The organism is Streptomyces sp. NPDC001880, from assembly GCF_053594575.1.
On record NZ_JBSFET010000069.1, the window covers coordinates 1 to 20,795 of the forward strand.

At 71.6% G+C, this 20,795-nt stretch carries 11 protein-coding genes; 6 read left to right on the forward strand and 5 right to left on the reverse strand.

Features of this window, described 5'->3' with window-relative positions; translation table 11 throughout:
* Positions 1–881 precede the first annotated feature (881 nt).
* Positions 882–1,310 carry an Rv3235 family protein gene (locus ACWCQ6_RS27320; protein ID WP_451093533.1) on the reverse strand — a complete coding sequence of 143 codons (429 nt, stop codon included), beginning with the start codon at positions 1,308–1,310 and terminating at the stop codon, positions 882–884.
* A 290-nt stretch (positions 1,311–1,600) separates the two neighbouring features.
* On the opposite strand from ACWCQ6_RS27320, the gene ACWCQ6_RS27325 reads away from it, so the two are divergent.
* Both ACWCQ6_RS27325 and ACWCQ6_RS27330 read left to right on the forward strand, forming a co-directional pair.
* Positions 1,601–2,107: a DUF6912 family protein gene (locus ACWCQ6_RS27325; RefSeq protein ID WP_451093535.1), complete on the forward strand. Its 507-nt coding sequence runs from the start codon at positions 1,601–1,603 to the stop codon at positions 2,105–2,107.
* 79 nt (positions 2,108–2,186) lie between these two features.
* Entirely contained in the window at positions 2,187–2,858 is a 672-nt protein-coding gene (locus ACWCQ6_RS27330) for an HAD family hydrolase (protein ID WP_451093537.1), read from the forward strand.
* Positions 2,859–2,879: 21 nt separating this feature from the next.
* Here ACWCQ6_RS27330 and ACWCQ6_RS27335 read toward each other — a convergent pair whose 3' ends face one another.
* The gene (locus ACWCQ6_RS27335; RefSeq protein ID WP_451093539.1) at positions 2,880–3,449 is read right to left on the reverse strand and encodes a DJ-1/PfpI family protein; all 570 of its coding nucleotides are present in this window, start codon (positions 3,447–3,449) and stop codon (positions 2,880–2,882) included.
* A gap of 389 nt (positions 3,450–3,838) precedes the next feature.
* Between ACWCQ6_RS27335 and ACWCQ6_RS27340 the strand changes: the two genes are divergently transcribed.
* Positions 3,839–8,836, forward strand: a complete 4,998-nt coding sequence (locus ACWCQ6_RS27340; RefSeq protein WP_451093541.1) for an NAD-glutamate dehydrogenase — start codon at positions 3,839–3,841, stop codon at positions 8,834–8,836.
* 124 nt (positions 8,837–8,960) lie between these two features.
* Here the strand turns inward: ACWCQ6_RS27340 and ACWCQ6_RS27345 are convergent, their stop codons facing one another.
* Positions 8,961–9,686 (reverse strand): ABC transporter ATP-binding protein, encoded by a 726-nt coding sequence (locus tag ACWCQ6_RS27345; protein WP_451093570.1) that lies wholly within the window; start codon positions 9,684–9,686, stop codon positions 8,961–8,963.
* A gap of 46 nt (positions 9,687–9,732) precedes the next feature.
* On the reverse strand, positions 9,733–10,674 hold the full coding sequence (locus ACWCQ6_RS27350) for an ABC transporter permease (protein WP_451093543.1): 942 nt from the start codon (positions 10,672–10,674) through the stop codon (positions 9,733–9,735).
* A gap of 127 nt (positions 10,675–10,801) precedes the next feature.
* Between ACWCQ6_RS27350 and ACWCQ6_RS27355 the strand changes: the two genes are divergently transcribed.
* A complete protein-coding gene (locus tag ACWCQ6_RS27355) occupies positions 10,802–11,410 on the forward strand; it encodes a TetR/AcrR family transcriptional regulator (RefSeq protein WP_451093545.1) in 609 nt (202 codons plus the stop codon).
* A gap of 184 nt (positions 11,411–11,594) precedes the next feature.
* Here ACWCQ6_RS27355 and ACWCQ6_RS27360 read toward each other — a convergent pair whose 3' ends face one another.
* Positions 11,595–15,149, reverse strand: coding sequence for a bifunctional glycosyltransferase/CDP-glycerol:glycerophosphate glycerophosphotransferase (locus ACWCQ6_RS27360; protein ID WP_451093547.1), 3,555 nt, complete (start codon positions 15,147–15,149; stop codon positions 11,595–11,597).
* A gap of 609 nt (positions 15,150–15,758) precedes the next feature.
* Between ACWCQ6_RS27360 and ACWCQ6_RS27365 the strand changes: the two genes are divergently transcribed.
* Both ACWCQ6_RS27365 and ACWCQ6_RS27370 read left to right on the forward strand, forming a co-directional pair.
* On the forward strand, positions 15,759–19,316 hold the full coding sequence (locus ACWCQ6_RS27365) for a bifunctional glycosyltransferase/CDP-glycerol:glycerophosphate glycerophosphotransferase (protein WP_451093549.1): 3,558 nt from the start codon (positions 15,759–15,761) through the stop codon (positions 19,314–19,316).
* 401 nt (positions 19,317–19,717) lie between these two features.
* On the forward strand, positions 19,718–20,749 hold the full coding sequence (locus ACWCQ6_RS27370) for a glycosyltransferase 87 family protein (RefSeq protein ID WP_451093550.1): 1,032 nt from the start codon (positions 19,718–19,720) through the stop codon (positions 20,747–20,749).
* Positions 20,750–20,795: the final 46 nt, after the last annotated feature.

The following is a 20,795-nucleotide window of genomic DNA, read 5'->3' on the forward strand; positions in this document are numbered from 1 at the left end:
CCCGCTCCTCAATCGCCAGAGGGGCTGAGGGGGTGGGGCAGAGCCCCGGTTTCGGGAGGGGCAGTGGGGCCAGAGAAGACCGGTGCAGTCATGGAGGGGCAGTGGGGTCCAAGCGGGGGGTGGGCCGGCGGGGCCGAAGTGGCCCGGGGCGGAGTGGGCCGGTGCGCCGCAGTCGGTCGGGAGAGAGCGTGGAGGGCCGGTGGGAACGAGACGGAGTGCAGCTGGAAGGGCTGGGCGGGGTCGGCAGAGGCTGCAGGGGCGTTGCGATAGGAGGCGGGCGGGGAGTTGGCCCGGTTGGGCCCGAAGGGGGCAGGAGGGGCTTGGAAGGGGGGTAGAGGGGCCGGGCGCCGGGGCGGGGCCTTTAGGGGCGGCCGGCGAGCTTGGAGAGGCTGGTGCGGGGAGGGCGGCGGAGCGGCTGAGAGGGGGAAGGGGGGCGGGGTGCGGGACGCGAGCGCGGCTCCGGGCGCCCGGGGATTTGTTGCTTGAGGTGTGCGAGGTTTCGAGGGGTTGTGGCGGGGCGGTCGGGCGCGGTGTGCGGGGGCCCTGATCGCGGAGCCCGGCATCTCACGCTGGACTGCTGGACCGGCCGAGAACGGGAAGCCCGGGGCCTCGGCCCCGGGCTTCCCGTTGTTCGCTTGCCCGCCTCCCTGTGCGTTGGCGGGCCGGAATCGGTTGTGAGGCTGCTGCCTCGTGCTTCTGGCCGGGCTTTGCGCCTTCCTCCGTGCCCGGTCCACCGACCTCGCCCGCCCTCGGTGCCGGCCCCCGATCTCGTCCTCCTGTCTCAGTCGTCTCCCGCCCTGCCCGACCCTTCTTCCATCCCGCCCCCGCCTCGGGCCCCGGGTGTCGGAGATGGGGGCAGGGGAGGGCGGGGCGGGGCTGCCCTAGCGGGTTGGGGACGGACGGAGGTGTTCGTCGCCGAGTTCCACTGCTGCGCAGCGCCAGCGGAGGTCGGTGCCCTGTTCCAGGCGGAAGGCCATGGCCCGTACCTGCTCGCCCGCCGCGATGCTGGCGCATGCCTCAACCACCCCGGGGACCGGCTGGGCGCCGTGGCACATGCGGATGACGGGGCGGGCGCCGCGGCCCCTCAGCGGGGTGCGGGGCGCCAGTTCGGCCAGCTGGTCGTAGGCCTCGCCGATGGTGTGGCCGAGCATCCAGTGCACCGGCCGCTGGCCGCTCAGGACCGCCAGGAGGCGTTCGGCGAACCAGTGGTGCGGGCGTACGCGCCGGGCAGTCCGCGTGCGCTGGGGTGGTACGGCTTCGGGCCTGCGCTGGTCGCGTCGTCCAGTGGGCCGGGTCCTGTTCGTGCTCATCGATCATCGCCCCCGTGCTTCAGAGGCCCGGCGAATACCGGGCGGTAACTTCTGCTGTGGATCTTCTACGGCGACGGCCGAGCGGCCGCAAGCGCCGGCGGAGTGCCGGGAGCGATCGGGGGGAATCACCTATCCGGCTGATGCGCCCGGCATCGGGCGGGGCGTGAGACGGGCGCAGGGAGGGTGAGGGGCGGTTGCCGGGTGGACGGAGCGGTATCGGTGCACGTGACCCCAAAGGGGGACGTCACACGTATCCTGAGGGAGTTTCCGACTACGAAAGCGACCCGGCCATGCGCGTGTACGTCCCTCTGACCCTGTCCGGTCTCGCAGCGGCGCACCGGGCGGGCGAGATCGGCCCCGGCCCGCTCACCGCCTACGCGGTGACCCCCGCGCTGCGCGAGTGGTACGTCTCGGACGACATCGAGGAGCTGGAGTACGCGGCGCTCAACCGGGCCGCCTCCGCCTCGCTCCGCATGATCGCGCAGAACCCCGACGCGGTCCGCAGGCGCGTTGTCGTGGCCGTCGAAGTGCCGGACGGCACGGCCGTCGCGGACCCGGACCACAGCTTCGACCCGTCCTCGCTCGGCGAGGTGCGGATCGCCGCTTCCGTGGCGCTCGCCAAGGCCGCCGCGGTTCATGTCGACGCGGACGACGCGACGAAGGACGTCACGGCCGCTGCTGCGGCGCTGGGCGCGGCTGACCTCGGTGACGACGACGCGCAGTTCACGGTGGACGGAGCCGAGGACCACGAGCTGCTGTGGTTCGGCATCCAGGAGATTCCGAATCTGATCGGCTGAAGCCGAAGCCGAAGCCGAAGCCGAAGCCGAAGCCGGGAGAGTCCGAACGGGTGTCGGAGGCGGCGGGTACTTTCTATGCATGGTGACGCATGGGAAGCACCGCACTCATCTGGTCTGGGACTGGAACGGCACGCTGCTCGACGACAACGAAGCGGTCGTCGGCGCGACGAACGCCGCGTTCGGCGAGGTCGGCCTGGAGCCGATCACACTTGAGCAGTACCGCGAGATGTACTGCATCCCGATCCCCCGCTTCTATGAACGGCTGATGGGCCGACAGCCCACGGAGGCCGAGTGGGAGCGGATGGACGGGATCTTCCACCGGTACTACACCGAGCAGCGGGCCGCCTGCGGACTCACCGAGGGCGCCGAGGAGCTGCTCACGCAGTGGCAGCTGGCCGGGCGCAGCCAGTCGCTCCTGAGCATGTACGGGCACGACCAGCTGGTCCCCGTGGTGCGGGGGTACGGCATAGAGCGGCGCTTCGTACGGGTCGACGGGCGCACCGGGCCGTCCGGTGGCAGCAAGGCCCGGCACATGGAGCGGCACATCGCCGCGCTGGACGGGATATCCGTCGAGCACACGGTGGTCATCGGTGATGCGGTGGACGACGCCGTGGCCGCGGCCCACGTCGGTGCGAAAGCGGTGCTCTACACCGGTGGATCGCACAGCAGGGCCAGCCTGGAGGCGGTCGGGGTGCCGGTGGTGGACAGTCTGGCCGAGGCGGCGCAGCTTGCCGAGCAGATTGTCGGGTGAGGGAGGACCCGGAAGGGGGCGTCAGGTGGTCACGGGGGCCTTTGTGCGGAGGATCTTCAGGAATTCGCGCATCCACGCCGAGTGGTCCGGCCACGCCCGGGACGAGACCAGGGTGCCGTCGACCACCGCCTCGTGGTCCTCGAAGGTGGCGCCCACCGCCTGCATGTCGAGCTCCAGCGCGGGATAGGCGGTGACATGCCGGCCGGCCAGCGCGCCGACCGCCGCCGTCATCAGCGGGCCGTGGCAGATCTGGGCCACCGGCCGGTCCGAGTCGAAGAAGGCCTTGAGGAGCTTGCGCAGCTCGGGATCGTTGCGCAGATACTCGGGCGCCCGGCCGCCAGGGACGACCAGCGCCACGTAGTCCCCGGGGTCGACCTCGGAGAAGGCCAGGTCGGCGGGCCAGGTGTAGCCGGGCTTCTCGGTGTACGTGTCGAAGCCCGGTTCGAAGTCGTGGACCACGAAGCGGAGCGTCTTGCGGGCGGGGGCCGCGATGTGGACGTCGTACCCCTCCTCGCGCAGCCGCTGATAGGGATAGAGGACTTCCAGGGACTCGGCGGCGTCGCCGGTGACGATCAGGATCTTCGGTGCCATGTCGGGGCTCCCACGGGTCGTCGGCCTGTTCCGTCTACCAGAGTGCGGCAATACGGCCTCGCGCGCTGTCCAGAGTGTCAAAGTTCGGGCTCATCTTTTTACACAAACGGCTCGTGACGGTCACGGGGGCGGGCGATATAGCCTGGACCCCGTGATCAGCGCGATACGCCTCGGGGGCAGTGAAGCCCCCGGCCTGCGCCCGGAGTGCCACCGCACCCGGGCCTTCGCTGATCCCCGTAGTCCGGACCCACTGCCAAAATTGGCCAATATGGTCCCGGGCGTCTCTCATAGCGGCATAGCGTCGAATCAGACCGGAAACCCCGTGTCGTGGCGGTACGTCGTCTTTTCCACCTACGTCTCGCAACGGCGCGCGACAGGAGCCAGAGGACATGCAGACCAAGCTGGACGAAGCCAAGGCCGAGCTGCTCGCACGGGCCGCCAAGGTAGCTGACAACAGCCCGGGCGGTGGTGTCGGTGGCCCGGGAGGTACCTCCCGGGTGCGTGTTGCGGCCGCCGGGGCCGAGCAGGAGCGGTCCGGACAGGAGTTGCTCCTCTCCTACCTCCAGCGCTATTACCTGCACACCGCTCCGGAGGACATCACGGGCCGCGACCCGGTGGACGTCTTCGGTGCCGCCTCCTCCCACTACCGGCTCGCCGAGACGCGCCCGCAGGGTACGGCGAACGTCCGGGTGCACACCCCGACCGTCGAGGAGAACGGCTGGACGTGCAGCCACACCGTCGTCGAGGTCGTCACCGACGACATGCCGTTCCTGGTCGACTCCGTCACCAATGAGCTGTCCCGGCAGGGGCGCGGCATCCACGTCGTGATCCACCCGCAGGTCGTCGTGCGGCGCGACGTCACCGGCAAGCTCATCGAGGTCCTCACCGAGGGCAACGGCATCACGGCAGACCGCAAGGGCGCCGCGGGCGCCGAGAGCAAGAAGAACGAGCTGCCGCACGACGCGCTCGTCGAGTCCTGGATCCACGTCGAGATCGACCGCGAGACCGACCGCGCCGACCTCCAGCAGATCGCCGCCGACCTGCTGCGCGTGCTGTCCGACGTACGGGAGACCGTCGAGGACTGGGACAAGATGCGCGACGCCGCGCTGCGCATCGCCGACGACCTGCCCGCCGAGCCGCTCGACGGCCTCGGCGACGAAGAGGTGAACGAGGCCAGGGAGCTGCTGCGCTGGCTCGCCGCCGACCACTTCACCTTCCTCGGTTACCGCGAGTACGAGCTGAAGGACACCGACTCGCTGGCCGCCATCCCCGGCACCGGTCTCGGCATCCTGCGCTCCGACCCGCACCACAGCGTCGACGAGGCGCACCCCGTCAGCCCGTCCTTCGACCGGCTGCCCGCCGACGCCCGGGCCAAGGCCCGTGAGCGCAAGCTCCTCGTCCTCACCAAGGCCAACAGCCGCTCGACCGTCCACCGCCCCAGCTACCTCGACTACGTCGGCGTGAAGAAGTTCGACGCGGACGGCAACGTCATCGGTGAGCGCCGCTTCCTCGGGCTGTTCTCCTCCGCCGCGTACACCGAGTCCGTGCGCCGGGTGCCCGTCATTCGCCGCAAGGTCGCCGAGGTGCTCGAGGGCGCGGGCTTCTCGCCCAACAGCCACGACGGCCGCGACCTGCTGCAGATCCTGGAGACGTACCCGCGCGACGAGCTCTTCCAGACGCCCGTCGACCAGCTGCGCTCCGTTGTCACCTCCGTGCTGTACCTCCAGGAGCGCCGCCGGCTGCGGCTCTACCTGCGCCAGGACGAGTACGGGCGCTACTACTCCGCGATCGTCTACCTGCCGCGCGACCGCTACACCACCGGTGTGCGGCTGCGCCTGATCGACATCCTGAAGGAGGAGCTGGGCGGCACCAGCGTCGACTTCACCGCCTGGAACACCGAGTCGATCCTTTCCCGGCTGCACTTCGTCGTCCGCGTCGCGCCCGGCACCGAGCTGCCCGACCTCACCGACGCCGAGACCGACCGCATCGAGGCCCGGCTCGTCGAGGCCGCCCGCTCCTGGGCCGACGGCTTCCAGGAGGCGCTGGGCGCCGAGTGCGGCGAGGAACGCGCCGCCGAGCTGCTGCGCCAGTACGGCCACTCCTTCCCCGAGGGCTACAAGGCCGACCACACGCCGCGCTCCGCCGTGGCCGACCTGGTCCACCTCGAAGCGCTCAAGCAGGACGGGACCGACTTCGCCCTCAGCCTGTACGAGCCGGTCGGTGCCGCCCCCGGCGAGCGCCGCTTCAAGATCTACCGGACCGGCGAGCAGGTCTCCCTCTCCGCCGTGCTCCCGGCGCTCCAGCGGCTCGGTGTCGAGGTCGTCGACGAGCGTCCGTACGAGCTGCGCTGCGCGGACCGTACGCACGCCTGGATCTACGACTTCGGCCTCCGGATGCCGCAGACCAACGGCAACTTCCTCGCCGACGACGCCCGCGACCGCTTCCAGGACACCTTCGCCGCCGTGTGGACCGGCGAGGCCGAGAACGACGGCTTCAACTCGCTGGTGCTGGGCGCCGGTCTGAACTGGCGCCAGGCGATGGTGCTGCGCGCCTACGCGAAGTACCTGCGCCAGGCCGGGTCGACGTTCAGCCAGGACTACATGGAGAGCACGCTCCACAACAACGTCCACACCACCCGGCTGCTGGTCTCGCTCTTCGAGGCCCGCATGTCCCCGGAGCGGCAGCGCGCCGGCACCGAGCTGATCGACGGCCTCCTCGAAGAGCTCGACGGAGCCCTGGACCAGGTCGCCTCGCTCGACGAGGACCGCATCCTGCGGTCCTTCCTCACCGTCATCAAGGCCACCCTGCGCACCAACTTCTTCCAGCGCGGGGAAGACGGCAAGCCGCACGGCTACGTCTCGATGAAGTTCGACCCGCAGTCCATCCCGGACCTGCCGGCACCCCGCCCGGCCTTCGAGATCTGGGTCTACTCACCGCGCGTCGAGGGTGTGCACCTGCGCTTCGGCAAGGTCGCCCGAGGCGGTCTGCGCTGGTCGGACCGGCGCGAGGACTTCCGTACGGAGATCCTCGGCCTGGTCAAGGCGCAGATGGTGAAGAACACCGTCATCGTGCCGGTCGGTGCCAAGGGCGGCTTCGTCGCCAAGCAGCTCCCGGACCCGGCCGTCGACCGTGACGCCTGGATGGCCGAGGGCATCGCCTCGTACCGCACCTTCATCTCGGCCCTGCTCGACATCACCGACAACATGGTGGCCGGCGAGGTCGTGCCGCCCACGGACGTCGTCCGGCACGACGAGGACGACACCTACCTGGTCGTCGCCGCCGACAAGGGCACCGCGAGCTTCTCCGACATCGCCAACGAGGTCGCCGTCTCGTACGGCTTCTGGCTCGGCGACGCCTTCGCCTCCGGCGGCTCCGCGGGCTACGACCACAAGGGCATGGGCATCACCGCCCGCGGCGCCTGGGAGTCCGTCAAGCGGCACTTCCGCGAGCTGGGCCACGACACCCAGACCGAGGACTTCACCGTCGTCGGCGTCGGTGACATGTCCGGTGACGTGTTCGGCAACGGCATGCTGCTCTCCGAGCACATCCGGCTCGTCGCGGCCTTCGACCACCGGCACATCTTCATCGACCCGTCCCCGGACGCAGCCACCTCGTACGCCGAGCGCCGCCGTCTGTTCGAGCTGCCCCGCAGCTCCTGGGCCGACTACAACAAGGACCTGCTCTCCGCGGGCGGCGGCGTGCACCCGCGCAGCGCCAAGTCCATCCCGATCAACGCGCACATCCGAGAGGCGCTCGGCATCGAGCCGGGTGTCACCAAGATGACGCCCGCCGATCTGATGCAGACCATCCTCAAGGCCCCCGTGGACCTGGTGTGGAACGGCGGCATCGGTACGTACATCAAGTCCTCCGCCGAGTCGAACGCGGACGTCGGCGACAAGGCCAACGACGCGATCCGGGTCAACGGCGAGGACCTGCGGGCCAAGGTCGTCGGCGAGGGCGGCAACCTCGGCGCCACTCAGCTCGGCCGGATCGAGTTCGCCCGGGGCGGCGGCCACATCAACACCGACGCGATCGACAACAGCGCCGGCGTGGACACCTCCGACCACGAGGTGAACATCAAGATCCTGCTCAACGGCCTGGTCCGGGACGGCGACATGACCGTCAAGCAGCGCAACAAGCTGCTCGCCGAGATGACCGACGAGATCGGCCGCCTGGTTCTGCGCAACAACTACGCGCAGAACGTCGCGCTCGCCAACGCCACCTCCCAGTCGCACTCGCTGCTCCACGCCCACCAGCGCTTCATGCGCCGACTGGGCCGGGACGGCGACCTCGACCGCGGTCTGGAGTTCCTGCCCACCGACCGCCAGATCCGTGAGCTGCTCAACGCCGGCAAGGGGCTCAGCCAGCCCGAGCTGGCCGTGCTGCTCGCCTACACGAAGATCACCGCGGCCCGGGAGCTGATCCGGACCAGCCTGCCGGACGACCCGCACCTGCAGAAGCTGCTGCACGCCTACTTCCCGGAGCAGCTGCGCGAGCAGTTCCCCGAGGCGGTCGACGGGCACGCGCTGCGGCGCGAGATCATCACCACGGTCCTGGTCAACGACACCGTGAACAGCGGTGGTTCGACCTTCCTGCACCGGCTGCGGGAAGAGACCGGCGCCTCGGTCGAGGAGATCGTGCGGGCGCAGTTCGTGGCCCGTGAGATCTTCGGCCTCGGCCAGGTGTGGGACGCCGTCGAGGCGCTCGACAACGAGGTCGCCGCCGATGTGCAGACCCGGATCCGGCTGCACTCGCGCCGGCTCGTCGAGCGCGGTTCGCGCTGGCTGCTCGGCAACCGGCCGCAGCCGCTGGAGATCGCCGCGACGGTCGACTTCTTCAAGGCGGGCGTCGACCAGGTCTGGGCCGAGCTGCCCAAGATGCTGATGGGCGCCGACCTGCAGTGGTACCAGTCGATCCTGGACGAGCTCACCGAGGCGGGCGTGCCGGGCGAGCTGGCCCAGCGGGTCGCCGGATTCTCCTCTGCCTTCCCGGCGCTGGACATCGTGGCCATCGCGGAGCGCACGGGGAAGGACCCGCTCTCCGTCGCCGAGGTGTACTACGACCTCGCCGACCGGCTGGGCATCACCCAGCTGATGGACCGGATCATCGAGCTGCCGCGGGCCGACCGCTGGCAGTCCATGGCCCGCGCCTCCATCCGGGAGGACCTGTACGCCGCGCACGCCGCGCTCACCGCGGACGTGCTGTCGGCGGGTAACGGCACCTCGACGCCGGAGGAGCGGTTCCAGGCCTGGGAGGAGAAGAACGCGGCGATCCTGACGCGGTCCCGCTCCACCCTTGAGGAGATCCAGGGATCGGACGCCTTCGACCTGGCGAACCTGTCGGTGGCGATGCGGACGATGCGCACCCTGCTGCGTACGCACGCCTAGCCGCTGAGAAAGGGAGGCGGTCGCCGGAGATTTCGGTGGCCGCCTCCCTTTCCTGTTGCCGCCAGGGGCTTTCGCTTGGATCAGGCCGGATCAGGCGATCCACCAGGGGTTACGGGAAAGCCCGCTACTTCTTGCCGGAGGTGAACTTCTCGTACGCCGCCACGACCTCGCCCGCCGGACCGTCCATCCGCAGTGTCCCGGCCTCCAGCCAGATCGCCCGGTCGCAGGTCTCGGTGATCGACTTGTTGCTGTGGCTGACCAGGAAGACCGTGCCGGCCTCCTTGCGCAGCTCGCTGATCCGTTCCTTGCTGCGCCGCTGGAATCTGGCGTCCCCGGTGGACAGTGCCTCGTCGATCAGGAGGACGTCGTGGCTCTTGGCGGCCGCGATGGAGAAGCGCAGCCGGGCGCCCATGCCGGAGGAGTACGTACGCATCGGCAGGGTGATGAAGTCGCCCTTCTCGTTGATTCCGGAGAAGTCGACGATCCCCTGGTAGCGCTCGCGGATCTGGGCGCGCGTCATGCCCATCGCGAGGCTGCCGAGGACCACGTTGCGCTCGCCGGTCAGATCGCTCATCAGCGCGGCGTTCACCCCGAGCAGCGAGGGCTGGCCCTGGGTGTGCACCCGGCCCCTCGTCGCGGGCAACAGACCGGCGATGGCCTTGAGCAGGGTCGACTTCCCCGAGCCGTTGGAGCCGATCAGTCCGATGGCCTCGCCCTTGTAGGCGGCGAAGCTCACCCCCTTCACGGCGTGCACCTCGCGCACCCCGGGGGCCTGCCGGCGCGAGACGATCCGGCTGAGCGCCGAGGTGGCGCTGCCCTTTCCGGTACGGGCGCCGTTGACCTTGTACATGATGTGGACGTCGTCCACGACGACGGTCGGAACCCGCTCGTTGTTGTCAGCCACGTCCGTACCGCTCCTCCGCCTGCCAGAAGTACACGAATCCGCCGACCCCGCAGACCAGCGCCCAGCCCGCGGCGATCGCCCACACATGCGGCGGGAGATGGGACGCGCCGAAGCTGTCGATGAGGGCGAACCGCATCAGATCGATGAAGACGGCGGCCGGATTGCACTCCAGCATCACCATCACGAAGTGCGGAACCCGGTCCCCCTTGAGCATGGTGTCCACGCTCCACATGACCCCGGACGCGTACATCCAGGTGCGCAGGACGAACGGCATCAGCTGGGCGATGTCGGGTGTCCGGGCGGCGAGCCGCGCCACCACCATGGAGACACCGGTGTTGAACACGGCCTGGAGGAACAGCGCCGGGACCGCCAGCAGCCAGGACGGCTTGGGGAACTGCCCGAAACCGATCAGGATCAGCACCAGCGCGCCCAGCGAGAACAGCAACTGCTGGAGCTGTTGCAGCGCCAGGGCGATGGGCAGCGAGGCGCGCGGGAAGTGCAGCGCCCGGACGAGCCCCAGATTGCCGCTGATCGCCCGGGTGCCCGCGGTGATCGAGCTGCTGGTGAAGGTCCAGATGAAGACGCCGGTGACGAGGAAGGGCACGAAGTCCTCGACGTCGCGCTTGGTGTTCAGCAGGATGCCGAAGATGAAGTAGTAGACCGTCGCGTTCAGCAGCGGCGTCATGATCTGCCAGATCTGGCCCAGTTTTGCCTGGCTGTACTGGGCGGTCAGCTTGGCGGTGGCGAACGCCGTGATGAAGTGCCGGCGCCCCCACAGCTGCCGGACGTACGCCACCAGCGAGGGCCGGGCCCCGCTCGGCGTCAGTCCGTGCCGGGCGGCGAGCGCGGCGAGCTCGCCCGGTGCGTACACCGGGAGGGCCGCACCGGCGGGGGTGCCGGCCGGGGCCGGCGGGTTTGCTGTCTGGCTCACCACGATCGCTTTCGACGGGAGGGCAGGAGACGAGGACCGACGGAACGGGACCGTTTCGTCGCAACGCTGAGGGTAGGGCGCTGTTACGTCGCAACGCAACCGTTCCGTCGTTACGGACTATGATTCGGCCATGACCACCGACCCGGGAACCCGCCGCCGTGTCCCCGCCGGAGCCGCCGTGCTGCGTGAGGACGTCACCGATGCGATTCGGGGCGCCGTCTTCGAGGAGCTGGCCGCGGTGGGCTTCGCCCGGATGTCGATGGAGGGGATCGCACGGCGTGCGGGCGTCGGCAAGACCGCCGTGTACCGCCGCTGGAAGTCCAAGCTGGCCCTGGTGCTCGACCTGGTGTCCGCCGTCGCGGTCCAGGGCATGCCGGCCCCGGCCACCGGTTCGCTGTACGGGGACGTCCGGGCCGTGCTCGAACTGGCCTCCTACGCTCTGCGCCACCCCGTCGCCTCGCAGGTGATCCCGGACCTGCTGGTCGAGGCGGCCCGCAATCCGGAGATCTCCGACACCATCAAGGCCGCCCTGCTGGACCCGCAGCAGGGCATCGCCGCCGTCGTCGTACGGGACGCGGTGGCCCGCGGCGAGCTGCCCGAGGGCAGCGATCCGGACCGGGCGCTGGACCTGATCGTCGGCCCGCTCTACTGGCGGCTCGCCGTCGTCCGCGCCCCACTGCCCAAGGGCTACCTGGACGACTTGGCGGCTTCGGCCGTCGCCGCCCTCAAGGCGGACTAGGGCGTGCTTCGAAAGTCCCGCCTGGCCGGGAACGCCCGGCACTTCCCCACGCTCTCGGCTTCGCTCGAGCAGGGGAGAGCCCATCGCTCGCCGCGTTGTCGGTCGTCGGCGCAGCCCGCTGCGTCCCCTCCCTCCGCCTTGCGATCGCACGCACCAAACGCCCCTGCCCTCCGGGCGGACGGCGCTACCTTCGAAACACGCCCTGACCGTCGGCGAGCAGCCGGTCCGCGACGCGGGCCGCCGCCCCGCCGTCGTCCAGGTCGCAGAAGTCCCGGCGGAAGCTCTCGTACGCCTCCGTGTGCCGGGCCGCCGCGGCGGCCAGGGTGTCGGCGTCGCGCAGGAGCGCGGCGATGCCGTCCGCGCCGGCGAGCAGCGGGCCCGGTGCCCGGGTCTCGAAGTCCAGGCAGAAACCGCGCACCGTGTCGCGGTAGTGCGCCAGGTCGTGGGTGTGGAAGAGCATCGGGCGGCCCGTGTGCGCGAAGTCGAACATCAGGCCCGCGTAGTCCGTGATCAGCACATCGGCGATCAGCAGCAGCTCCGCGGTGTCCGGGTGCGCCGACACGTCGCGTACGCCGGGCCGCTCGGGCACGCTCCCGGTCACCCGAGGGTGGCGGCGCACCAGCACCGTGTGCGCCTCACCGACGGCCCGTGCCAGCACGGCCGGATCGAGCGCCGGGTCCCAGCGGTAGCGGGGCTGCTCGCCGTCGGCACCCGGGGGGTGGGCCAGCTGGGCGCGGTAGGTCGGCGCGTACAGCGCGGTCCGGCGGCCGTCCGGGATACCGAGCCTGCGCCGTACCCGCTCCGCGGTCTTGGCGCGATCGGCCGAGAAGAGCAGGTCGTTGGCGGGGGAGCCGGCTTCCAGGACCTCGCCCCCGTATCCGAGCGCGCGCCGCAGCAGCGGGGTGGAGTGGCGGCTGGGGGAGACCAGCACGGACCACTGGGCCGAGCGGTGCGCCAGCGTGGCGAGCTGCTGGTGGTCGGCGTACAGGGTGCCGTCCAGATCCGTGCCGAAGCGGCCGAGCGGGGTGCCGTGCCAGGTCTGCACGACGGTCTGGCCGGGCCGCCGCTCGAACCACTCGGGCAACTGGTCGGCGGTGACGATGCGGCGGGACCGTGCCAGCGCCTCGTACCAGGCGGTGCTGTGCTCGACGACCGGAACGGCGCCGGACGGGACGTGTCCGTGGACGCCGTCGGTGACCCAGAGGTGCTCCGACTTCACGCCCCGGCGCAGGAGTTCGGCATGGACGGCGCGCGGCGAGTCGCCACCCGTGTAGAGGATCGCGTCCCGCAGCGGCATCGCACGCCGGGCCGGGTAGTGACTGCCGCGCAGTTCGGCCCGGCGATACGCACCGCGTTCGGCGGGCGCGAGCACCGGCCCGGCCAGCACGGTCAGCCGGTCGCCGAACCGGCGGTCCAGGGCGAACTCCCGGCCGGGCACGGGCGCCCCGGCGACCGGGCCGCCCCGGCGCAGCGGCAGCCGGGCGGCGAGCGCGGTCAGCACCCGGACCGGCCGGCCGCCCAGATAGGCCTCCCAGCGGCCCTCGTGCAGCCCGGCGGCCACCGAGGGCGCCAGGAACGCGGAGAAGCGGCACCCCCCGTACGCCGTCCCGCGCGCCCCCGCTTCCCTTCCCTCCGGCGCCCCCGAGCGTCGCTCGTCGTAGGTCACGGGCACCGACACCGTCTCGCGCAGCCGCTCGTGCCGCAGGACGAGCCGGTCAGGGCCCCCTTCCTGCCGTACGCCGGTACCGGCGCCGGTCACCCCCTCCACCCGCAGCGCACCGTCCGGCGCCCACACGGCCCCGTCCACGAACGGCTGACCGCTCAGGTCCAGTACCAGCTCGCCCGCCGCGTCGGCCACGACCGGCGGCACCGACTCCCCGGCCGCCGCGAGCGGCACCCGCTCCCCGTCGGCCAGGACCAGCAGCGCCCGCCACCGCCCGCCGGTCTCCGGCTCGACCTCGCGCGGCGCCCGGTGCGGGGCCGGTGGCGCGGCCGCCATCCCGGCGAGGTCGGCGAGCGGGATCCGTACCGTGAAGCGGTCGTCCGGACGGCATTCGACGGGGTGGCCGAACTCCTGGTCCGCGACCCCGTCGCAGGTCAGCACCAGGGCCTTGGGCCGGGCACCCCCGTACAGCCTGCCGGTCAGCTCCAGGTCCGCGCCGAAGCGGTGGGTCTCGCAGCGGGCGGGCAGCTGCGTCAGGTTCAGCTGGAGCCGCCCGCTCCGGAAGTCGAGCACCGCCCGCCGTCCGTCGCCCAGGTCGTGGACGAGCGGCTGGACGGCCCCCGCCTCCACGGCGCGCAGCGCCACCCGGCGGGCCGTGCCCTGGGCGGCCACCATCATGCCCACCAGCCAGCCGCCGGGCCGCAGCCGGCGCGGGTCGACGACCATCTCGAAGCCGGAGTGGTCGTAACTGTGCACCTGCTGGCCGGAGTCGACGGTCGCCTCGGGCGCGGGCACACCGCGGACCGGCACCGTCCGCAGCTGCTGGCCACGGGTCGCGCGCACCATCCCCACCTTCAGCGCGTGGCGCGGCGTCGCGGCCGGCAGATTGCGGAGGTACGCGTAACCGCGCAGCCGCAGCTTCCCGTCGTCGTCCCACCGCGCCTCCAGCAGCCGTGCCACGGCCGGGAGATCGCTGCGGGACAGGCGGGCGGTGTCCGGGATGCCGGGGAAACCGCCCTGCCGCCGCCCCGGCACCCCGCAGACGGTGAACGTCCCCGCGCCGTTGGCCCGTTCGAAGGCGAGCACCTCCAGCAGCTCCGGGAGCCGGTGCTCCTTCACCAGCTGCCATTTGATCCGCAGCTCCACCGGCAGTTCGTGCGCCACGGCCCGGTCCGCGCGGCCCGCCCCGTCCATCCGCTCCATCCGGTCCAGGAACGCCCCGGCGTCCGCCATGAACGCCTCCCGGTACCCGGGCCCGCCCATGGCGAGCCCTTCCAGGAAGCACACGAAGTCGTCGCGCAGGCACGAGAGGTCGTAGCGGCGCCGCGCACCGCTGCCCGCCACCCCTCCCCGGCCGGCCAGGAACGCGCTGACCTGCTCGCACGCCGAGAACCGGTCCCGTACACCCTGTACGTCCGTACGCCGCTGGGTGATCGAGCCCTCCTGCACCCGCCAGTAGTAGACGTGCTCGTGCAGCACGTCCACCGAGCCGGCGAGGTAGTGCGCCGGAATCGTCACCGGGGCGTCCTCGTAGAGCCTTCCTTCCGGGAAGGAGAAGGCGTGCCGGTCCCAGAAGGAGCGCCGGAAGACCTTGTTCCAGGCGGCCCGGTCGGCGAGCAGCCGGGGATCGCGGCTGATGTGGGTGCGCGCCCGGGGGTGGGTCAGCCACCGGTACTGCCGGGCCTGACGGCGCCCCTGCTCGTTCAGCTGCCACACATTGCCGGTCGCGAGGTCCGAGCCGGTCGACTCCAGCGAGGCCAGCATCCGTGCGTACGCGTCGTGGACGACGATGTCGTCGCTGTCGGCGAACGCCAGGTACGGCACACCCGGAGTGGTGTGCCGCACGCCCGTGTTGCGGGCCGCGCTCAGCCCGCCGTTGGGGCGGCGCACGAGGCGGAAGCGGCGGTCGTGGGCGGCGAAGTCCTCGGCGATGGCCGTACTGCCGTCCGTCGAACCGTCGTCCACGAGGACCACCTCGATGTCGGTGACCGACTGCTCGGCCACCGAGCACAGGCAGTCCTCCAGACAGTCCTCGACGTTGTGGACCGGGACGACGACACTGAGGCGCGGCTTCATGACCGGTCAACCGGGGCGGACGCCCCGGGTCACCGGGACTGCCCCGAACGGGTGAACACGGGACCGGCGTACGGTGACCGCGCGATGCGCTCGGCTGCCGTGCTTCACAGTGCTGTCGTGCCCGCCCACGCGTTCGGGGCGACCGTCGAGTCCGTGCTCGGCCGGGTGCCGGTGGGCCGGAGCCCCCGTCGTCGTGGACGACGGGCCGCGGGACAGCCCTTAGCGCCGCGACAGACAACGTTCGCCCCGTCGCGACGCCCGGCACGCACTCTCGCCGCGCGGCCGGCACGTCGAGAGCACGCACCGGACGCCGCTCCTCGACGGGCAAACGTTGCCTGCCGCGGCTAGCACCTCGGTGCGGGACCGGCCCGCGACGCCGGGGCGGCATCCGTTCTTCCCCGGCGGCGACCGCCTGCCGCGGTCCGCAGTACGTGGTGCTGGACCGGGCGCACCGCTGCCACGGCCGCTCGGCCCGGCCGGCCGGTGTCCGGGGGGTGGACGGCAACCGGAGCGCGGCCGATGTCACCCGTTCGGGAGAGACCGCTGCCGGTGACCCCCGTCCCGCCACGGGGTTGAGCCGTACGGACAACCAGGCCCCGATGAACGGACGTGCTCAACATGCCGCCACGGCTCAGTGTCGTCGTACCCGTCCACAACGTCGAGCTCTATCTGACGGACTGCCTGAGGTCGCTCGCGGAGCAGACCATGGCCGACCTGGAGGTGGTGATGGTCGACGACGGATCCACCGACGACAGCGCGGCCCTGGCCGCCGCCTTCGCCGGACAGGACGGCAGGTTCCGGCTGGTGAGCCAGGACAACGGCGGGCTCGGGCACGCCCGCAACACCGGGGTCCGCAACTGCGATCCGGGCGCCCGCCACCTCGCCTTCGTCGACAGCGACGACGTGCTCCCGCCCCGCGCGTACGAACTCCTTGTCGGCGCCCTCGACGAGACCGGCTCGGACCTCGCGTCCGGCAATGTGCTGCGGCTGCGGGCCTCCGGCAAGCTCCAGCAGTCGCCCGACTTCCGCAGACCCATGGCCACCACCCGGCTGCGCACCCACATCTCCCGGGACTGGGACCTGGCCGCCGACCGGATCGCCTGCAACAAGGTCTTCCGCCGGTCCTTCTGGGACGAGCACGCCTTCGCCTTCCCGGTCGGCGCCCTCTACGAGGACATCCCGGTCGTCCTGCCCGCCCACTTCCTGGCCCGATCCGTCGACGTCCTCAAGGACCCCGTCTACCACTGGCGCGACCGGCCGGCCTCGATCACCACCCGGCGCGCCGTCGTCCGCGGCGTCCAGGACCGGGTCTCGCACGTGCTGGGCGTCTCCGCCTTCCTCGACGAGCACCGCGACGCCGCCGACAAACGGCGGTACGAAGCACATGTGCTCGCCAACGACCTCTGGTACTTCATGGAGGCGCTGCCCGACGGCGACGAGGAGTACCGGCGCGCCTTCCTCACGTACGCCAACGAGTTCACCGACCAGGTCGACCCGGCCGTCCTCGACGCGCTGCCGCTGCGGCTGCGGCTGATGTGGCACCTCGTACGCGAACGGCGGACCGGCGAACTGCTGGAGCTGCTCGCCTTCGACAAGGCCGAGCCGGGCGCCTTCGCGGTGCGGGGCCTGCGCCGCCGCAGCGCGTCCTTCCCGGCCCTCACCCGGCCGGTGCCGCGCTCGGTGCTGCGGGTGGGCGAGCGGGACCTGCCGCTCACCGCCCGGCTGCGGGACGCCCACTGGCAGGGCGGCAGGCTGCACCTCAAGGGGTACGCGTACATCCGCAATCTGCCCGCCGGCTCGCGCACAGCCGAATTCCGGGCCGGCTGGCTGCGGGCCGGGCGCCGGCACGTGGTGCCGCTGCGGCTGCGCACGGTCGACGAGCCGGAGGCCACCGCCCGGTCCCGGCAGAGCCTGCACGACTACGACCGGTCGGGCTTCGAGACCGTTGTCGACCCGGCCAGGCTCCGCATCGACCCGGGCGGCAGCATCGAACGGCTCACCTGGCGCCTGGAGATCGGCATCGCCGGCCACGGCATGCTGCGCCGCTCCGAGCTGTCCACCGACGAGGTGTCCGCACCGCCGCCCGTGCACCGCCCCGACGGCGACCACCGGATCGTGCCCGCCTTCGACGGCGGCAGGCTGGTGCTGCACGCCGAGCGGATCGACGCCCGCTTCGAGACGCACCGCGCGGGCGACACCGGCGACGGGACCGCCGCCGTGGTCATCGACGGCATGATCCGCGACCGCCTCGGCAAGGGGCCGCTGAGCCTCGCGCTCACCCACCGCCCCTCCGGCACCACCATCGACCGCCCGGTGACGGTGCACGAGGGGACCGTGCCCTCGGCGGCGGGATGGCGCCGGTTCACCGCGGACATCCCGCTCGGCGCCTTCGCCGACGCCCGGCCGGACACGGCACGGGGGCCTGGGCACTCCCAGGTCCCGTACAGCCTGAATCTTGTCGGACCGGACGGACGCCGGACACCGCTCGACGTGCCGGGGCCGGTCCTGCCCGGCCGCTACCCGTTGGCCGGGGACGGCGACGAGCGGCGCGAACTGGGTCTCACCACCGGCTCCCGCGGCAACCTGCTGATCACCGACCGCACCGTGCAGCCCGCCGTCGACCTGGCGACCTGGACGCAGGACGGACAGCTCCTCCTGGAGGGCGGCTTCCCCGGCCCCCCGGAACGGCCCGTCGCGCTGGTGGCCAGGCACGGCGGCCACGGCGAGGAGGCCGTCCTCCCCCTCACCCTCTCCGGGCCCGCCGACGCCCGCCGGTTCAGGGCCGCGCTCCGGCCGGACGCCGTCGAGGGCCCCGGCGGGAAACTGCCTCTGGGCCAGGGGGACTGGTACCTCTTCCTCCGCGAGCCGGGCGCGCGGGACGAGACGGACGACGCCCCGCTGCGCATCCCGGCCGCCGCCCACCGCACCCTGCCCGCCGCCCGCGCCCTCGCCGGCCGGACGTACACCGTCGAGCGGCGCTTCCACGACCAGTTGCTGATCAACAGCGCGTCGGTGCTCACCGCCGGGGAGCGTGGCCCGCGCGGCAAGCGGCTGCTGCGCGAGGCGTACCGGACCCGGCGCACCGCACCGCTGTGCGCCGCGGTGCTGTACAGCAGCTTCGACGGCCGCCAGTACTCCGACTCACCGCGCGCGATCCACGAGGAAGTGGTCCGGCGGGGCACCGAGCTGGAGCACCTGTGGGTGGTGCGCGACCAGCAGGCCCGGATCCCGGCGGGCGCCACCGCCGTCGAGCACGGCTCCGCCGCCTGGCACGAGGCGCTGGCCCGCAGCCGATACGTCGTCACCAACACCCAGCTCCCGCAGTGGTTCGAGCGGCGCGAGGGCCAGTGCGTCGTCCAGACCTGGCACGGCACCCCGCTCAAGCGCATCGGTCTCGACCTCGCGGGCACCGCACATGCCGACGCCGCCTCCATCGCCACCCTTGAGCAGCGCGCCCGCCAGTGGAGCTTCCTGGTCTCCCCGAACAGCTTCTCCACCCCCGTGCTGAGGCGCTCGTTCGGCTACCGGGGCGAGATCCTGGAGTGCGACTACCCCCGCAACGACATCTTCCACGCCTCGGACCGGGCCAAGGTCGCAGCGGCGGTACGGGAACGGCTCGCCCTCCCCGAGGGCAAGCGGGTCGTGCTGTACGCGCCTACCTGGCGCGAGGACCAGCCGCTCGGCGGTGGCCGCTACGCCCTCGGTCTGCGGCTCGACCTGGCCGCCGCCGAACGCGAACTCGGCGCGGACACCGTGCTGCTGGTGCGCCGCCACTACCTGGTGGCCGACCGCCTCCCGGACAGCGGCAGCGGCTTCGTCCGGGACGTCTCGCGCTACGGGGACGTCGGCGAGCTGATGCTGATCAGCGACGCCCTGGTCACCGACTACTCCTCGCTGATGTTCGACTTCGCCCGGACCGGCCGCCCGATGCTCTTCCACACCTACGACCTGGCGCACTACCGCGACACCCTGCGCGGCTTCTGCTTCGACTTCGAGGCCCGCGCACCCGGCCCGCTGATCCCCGGTTCCACCGGCCTGGTCGAGGCACTGCGCGACCCGGAACGCGCCGTCGCGGGACACGCGCAGGCGTACGAGGCATTCCGCCGGGACTTCTGCGACCTGGACGACGGGCACGCGGCGGCGGCCGTGGTCGACCGAATGCTGTAATCCGCGCCGCCCGGCCGGTACTGCCGCCGGCCGGGCGGGAACACCGGAACCCCCACACCACCCCTGAACCGTTCGAGTGATTCAGGGGTGCGAATGTTTGCACGAGTGTGCGCCACATTCACGAAATGGTCCATCCAAGTGTGGCCATCGGTGCGTCGCTCAACGTCTTCGGGTTGCTACGTTCTGTTTTCATGGGTATCCGAATGCGATGCAAAACCTGGGACGTGCCACGTGCAAGAGCGGTGGTGCTCATTGCCGCGGTCGCGGGTCTTGTCACCCGAATGCTGATCGCGGCGAATATGCCGGGCCCGGCCGATGTGCGAATCTTTCACGGTTTCGCAAAGGCGATCGTGCGTTACGGACCCATTCGGATTTACGAACAGCCACTGCCGGGACTTCCCGTGTACAACCATCCGCCACTGGCCGGATGGATGCTGCTCGGTCTGAACGAACTCTCCGAACTGGGCATCCCTTTCGGAACGCTGATCAGATCGCCCGCCTCGATCGCCGACTTCTGCTGTGCGCTCCTCGTCTTCGAAATCGTGCGCCGGCGCGCCTCGACCGGCGCCGCCGTCGCCTGCGGAGTGGGCGTGGCCGCCAGCCCCGTACTGATCGCCACCTCCGGCTATCACGGCAACACCGACTTGGTCGCCATCACCTTCGCGCTGGCCGCCGCCCATCTGCTGGTGGACCGGAAGGCGCCGCTGGCCGCCGGGCTGGCCGCCGCGCTGTCGATCAGCGTCAAGTTCATCCCCGTGGTGGTGGTCCCGGCGCTGTTCCTCGTCGCGCTGCGGGCCGGCCGGCCGGCGTTCGTCCGCTTCTCCGCCGGGTTCGCGGCGCTGGTCGCCCTCGTCTGGGGGCCGGTCCTGATGGCCGTACCGGAGAACCTCAGGGAGAACGTCCTGGAGTACGCGGGTGGCGGTCAACGCCTCTGGGGGCTCGTCCGCTTCGCCGACCTGTCCGGCCTGCCGCAGTCCTTCATCACCTTCATCGAGGGCGACGGCCACTTCCTGTTCGTGCTGGTCTGCGTGGCGGCCGGGGTCTGGCTCGCGTGGCTGCGGCCCGCACAGCTGCCCGTCGTCGTCGCCGTCACGATGAGCCTGTTGCTGCTGCTCTCCACCGCGTCCGCGCTCCAGTACCTGACCTGGGCAGCCGCCGGGCTGTTCGTCATCGGGTTCTGGGAGGGCGCCGCGTACAGCTGCCTGCTCGGTCTGACGGCGGTCCTCGGCTACCAGGGACGCTCCGCCGTGCACTGGAGCGAAACGGTGCTGCATCTCGCCGAGGCCGGCTGGGCGGTTCTCGCCGCGGGCGTCTTCAGCGGGATCCGCAAGATTCTCGCCACCCGGCCGGGCCCGCCCGGACGGCCCCCCGCCGGGTGCGGCACGGTCACCGCTCCCCGTACCTCGCAGCCCACCGGTTCCGCCGTCAACTGACCGCCTCCGAGAAGCAAGCACCGAGCACCGAGCGCAACTGGAGAAC

What these genes read in the sequence shown, in the direction of transcription:
- ACWCQ6_RS27320 (WP_451093533.1), bottom strand. Translation starts at nt 1,310, where the DNA reads ATGAGCACGAACAGGACCCGGCCCACTGGACGACGCGACCAGCGCAGG.
- ACWCQ6_RS27325 (WP_451093535.1), top strand. Translation starts at nt 1,601, where the DNA reads ATGCGCGTGTACGTCCCTCTGACCCTGTCCGGTCTCGCAGCGGCGCAC.
- ACWCQ6_RS27330 (WP_451093537.1), top strand. Translation starts at nt 2,187, where the DNA reads ATGGTGACGCATGGGAAGCACCGCACTCATCTGGTCTGGGACTGGAAC.
- ACWCQ6_RS27335 (WP_451093539.1), bottom strand. Translation starts at nt 3,449, where the DNA reads ATGGCACCGAAGATCCTGATCGTCACCGGCGACGCCGCCGAGTCCCTG.
- ACWCQ6_RS27340 (WP_451093541.1), top strand. Translation starts at nt 3,839, where the DNA reads ATGCAGACCAAGCTGGACGAAGCCAAGGCCGAGCTGCTCGCACGGGCC.
- ACWCQ6_RS27345 (WP_451093570.1), bottom strand. Translation starts at nt 9,686, where the DNA reads ATGTACAAGGTCAACGGCGCCCGTACCGGAAAGGGCAGCGCCACCTCG.
- ACWCQ6_RS27355 (WP_451093545.1), top strand. Translation starts at nt 10,802, where the DNA reads ATGACCACCGACCCGGGAACCCGCCGCCGTGTCCCCGCCGGAGCCGCC.
- ACWCQ6_RS27360 (WP_451093547.1), bottom strand. Translation starts at nt 15,149, where the DNA reads ATGAAGCCGCGCCTCAGTGTCGTCGTCCCGGTCCACAACGTCGAGGAC.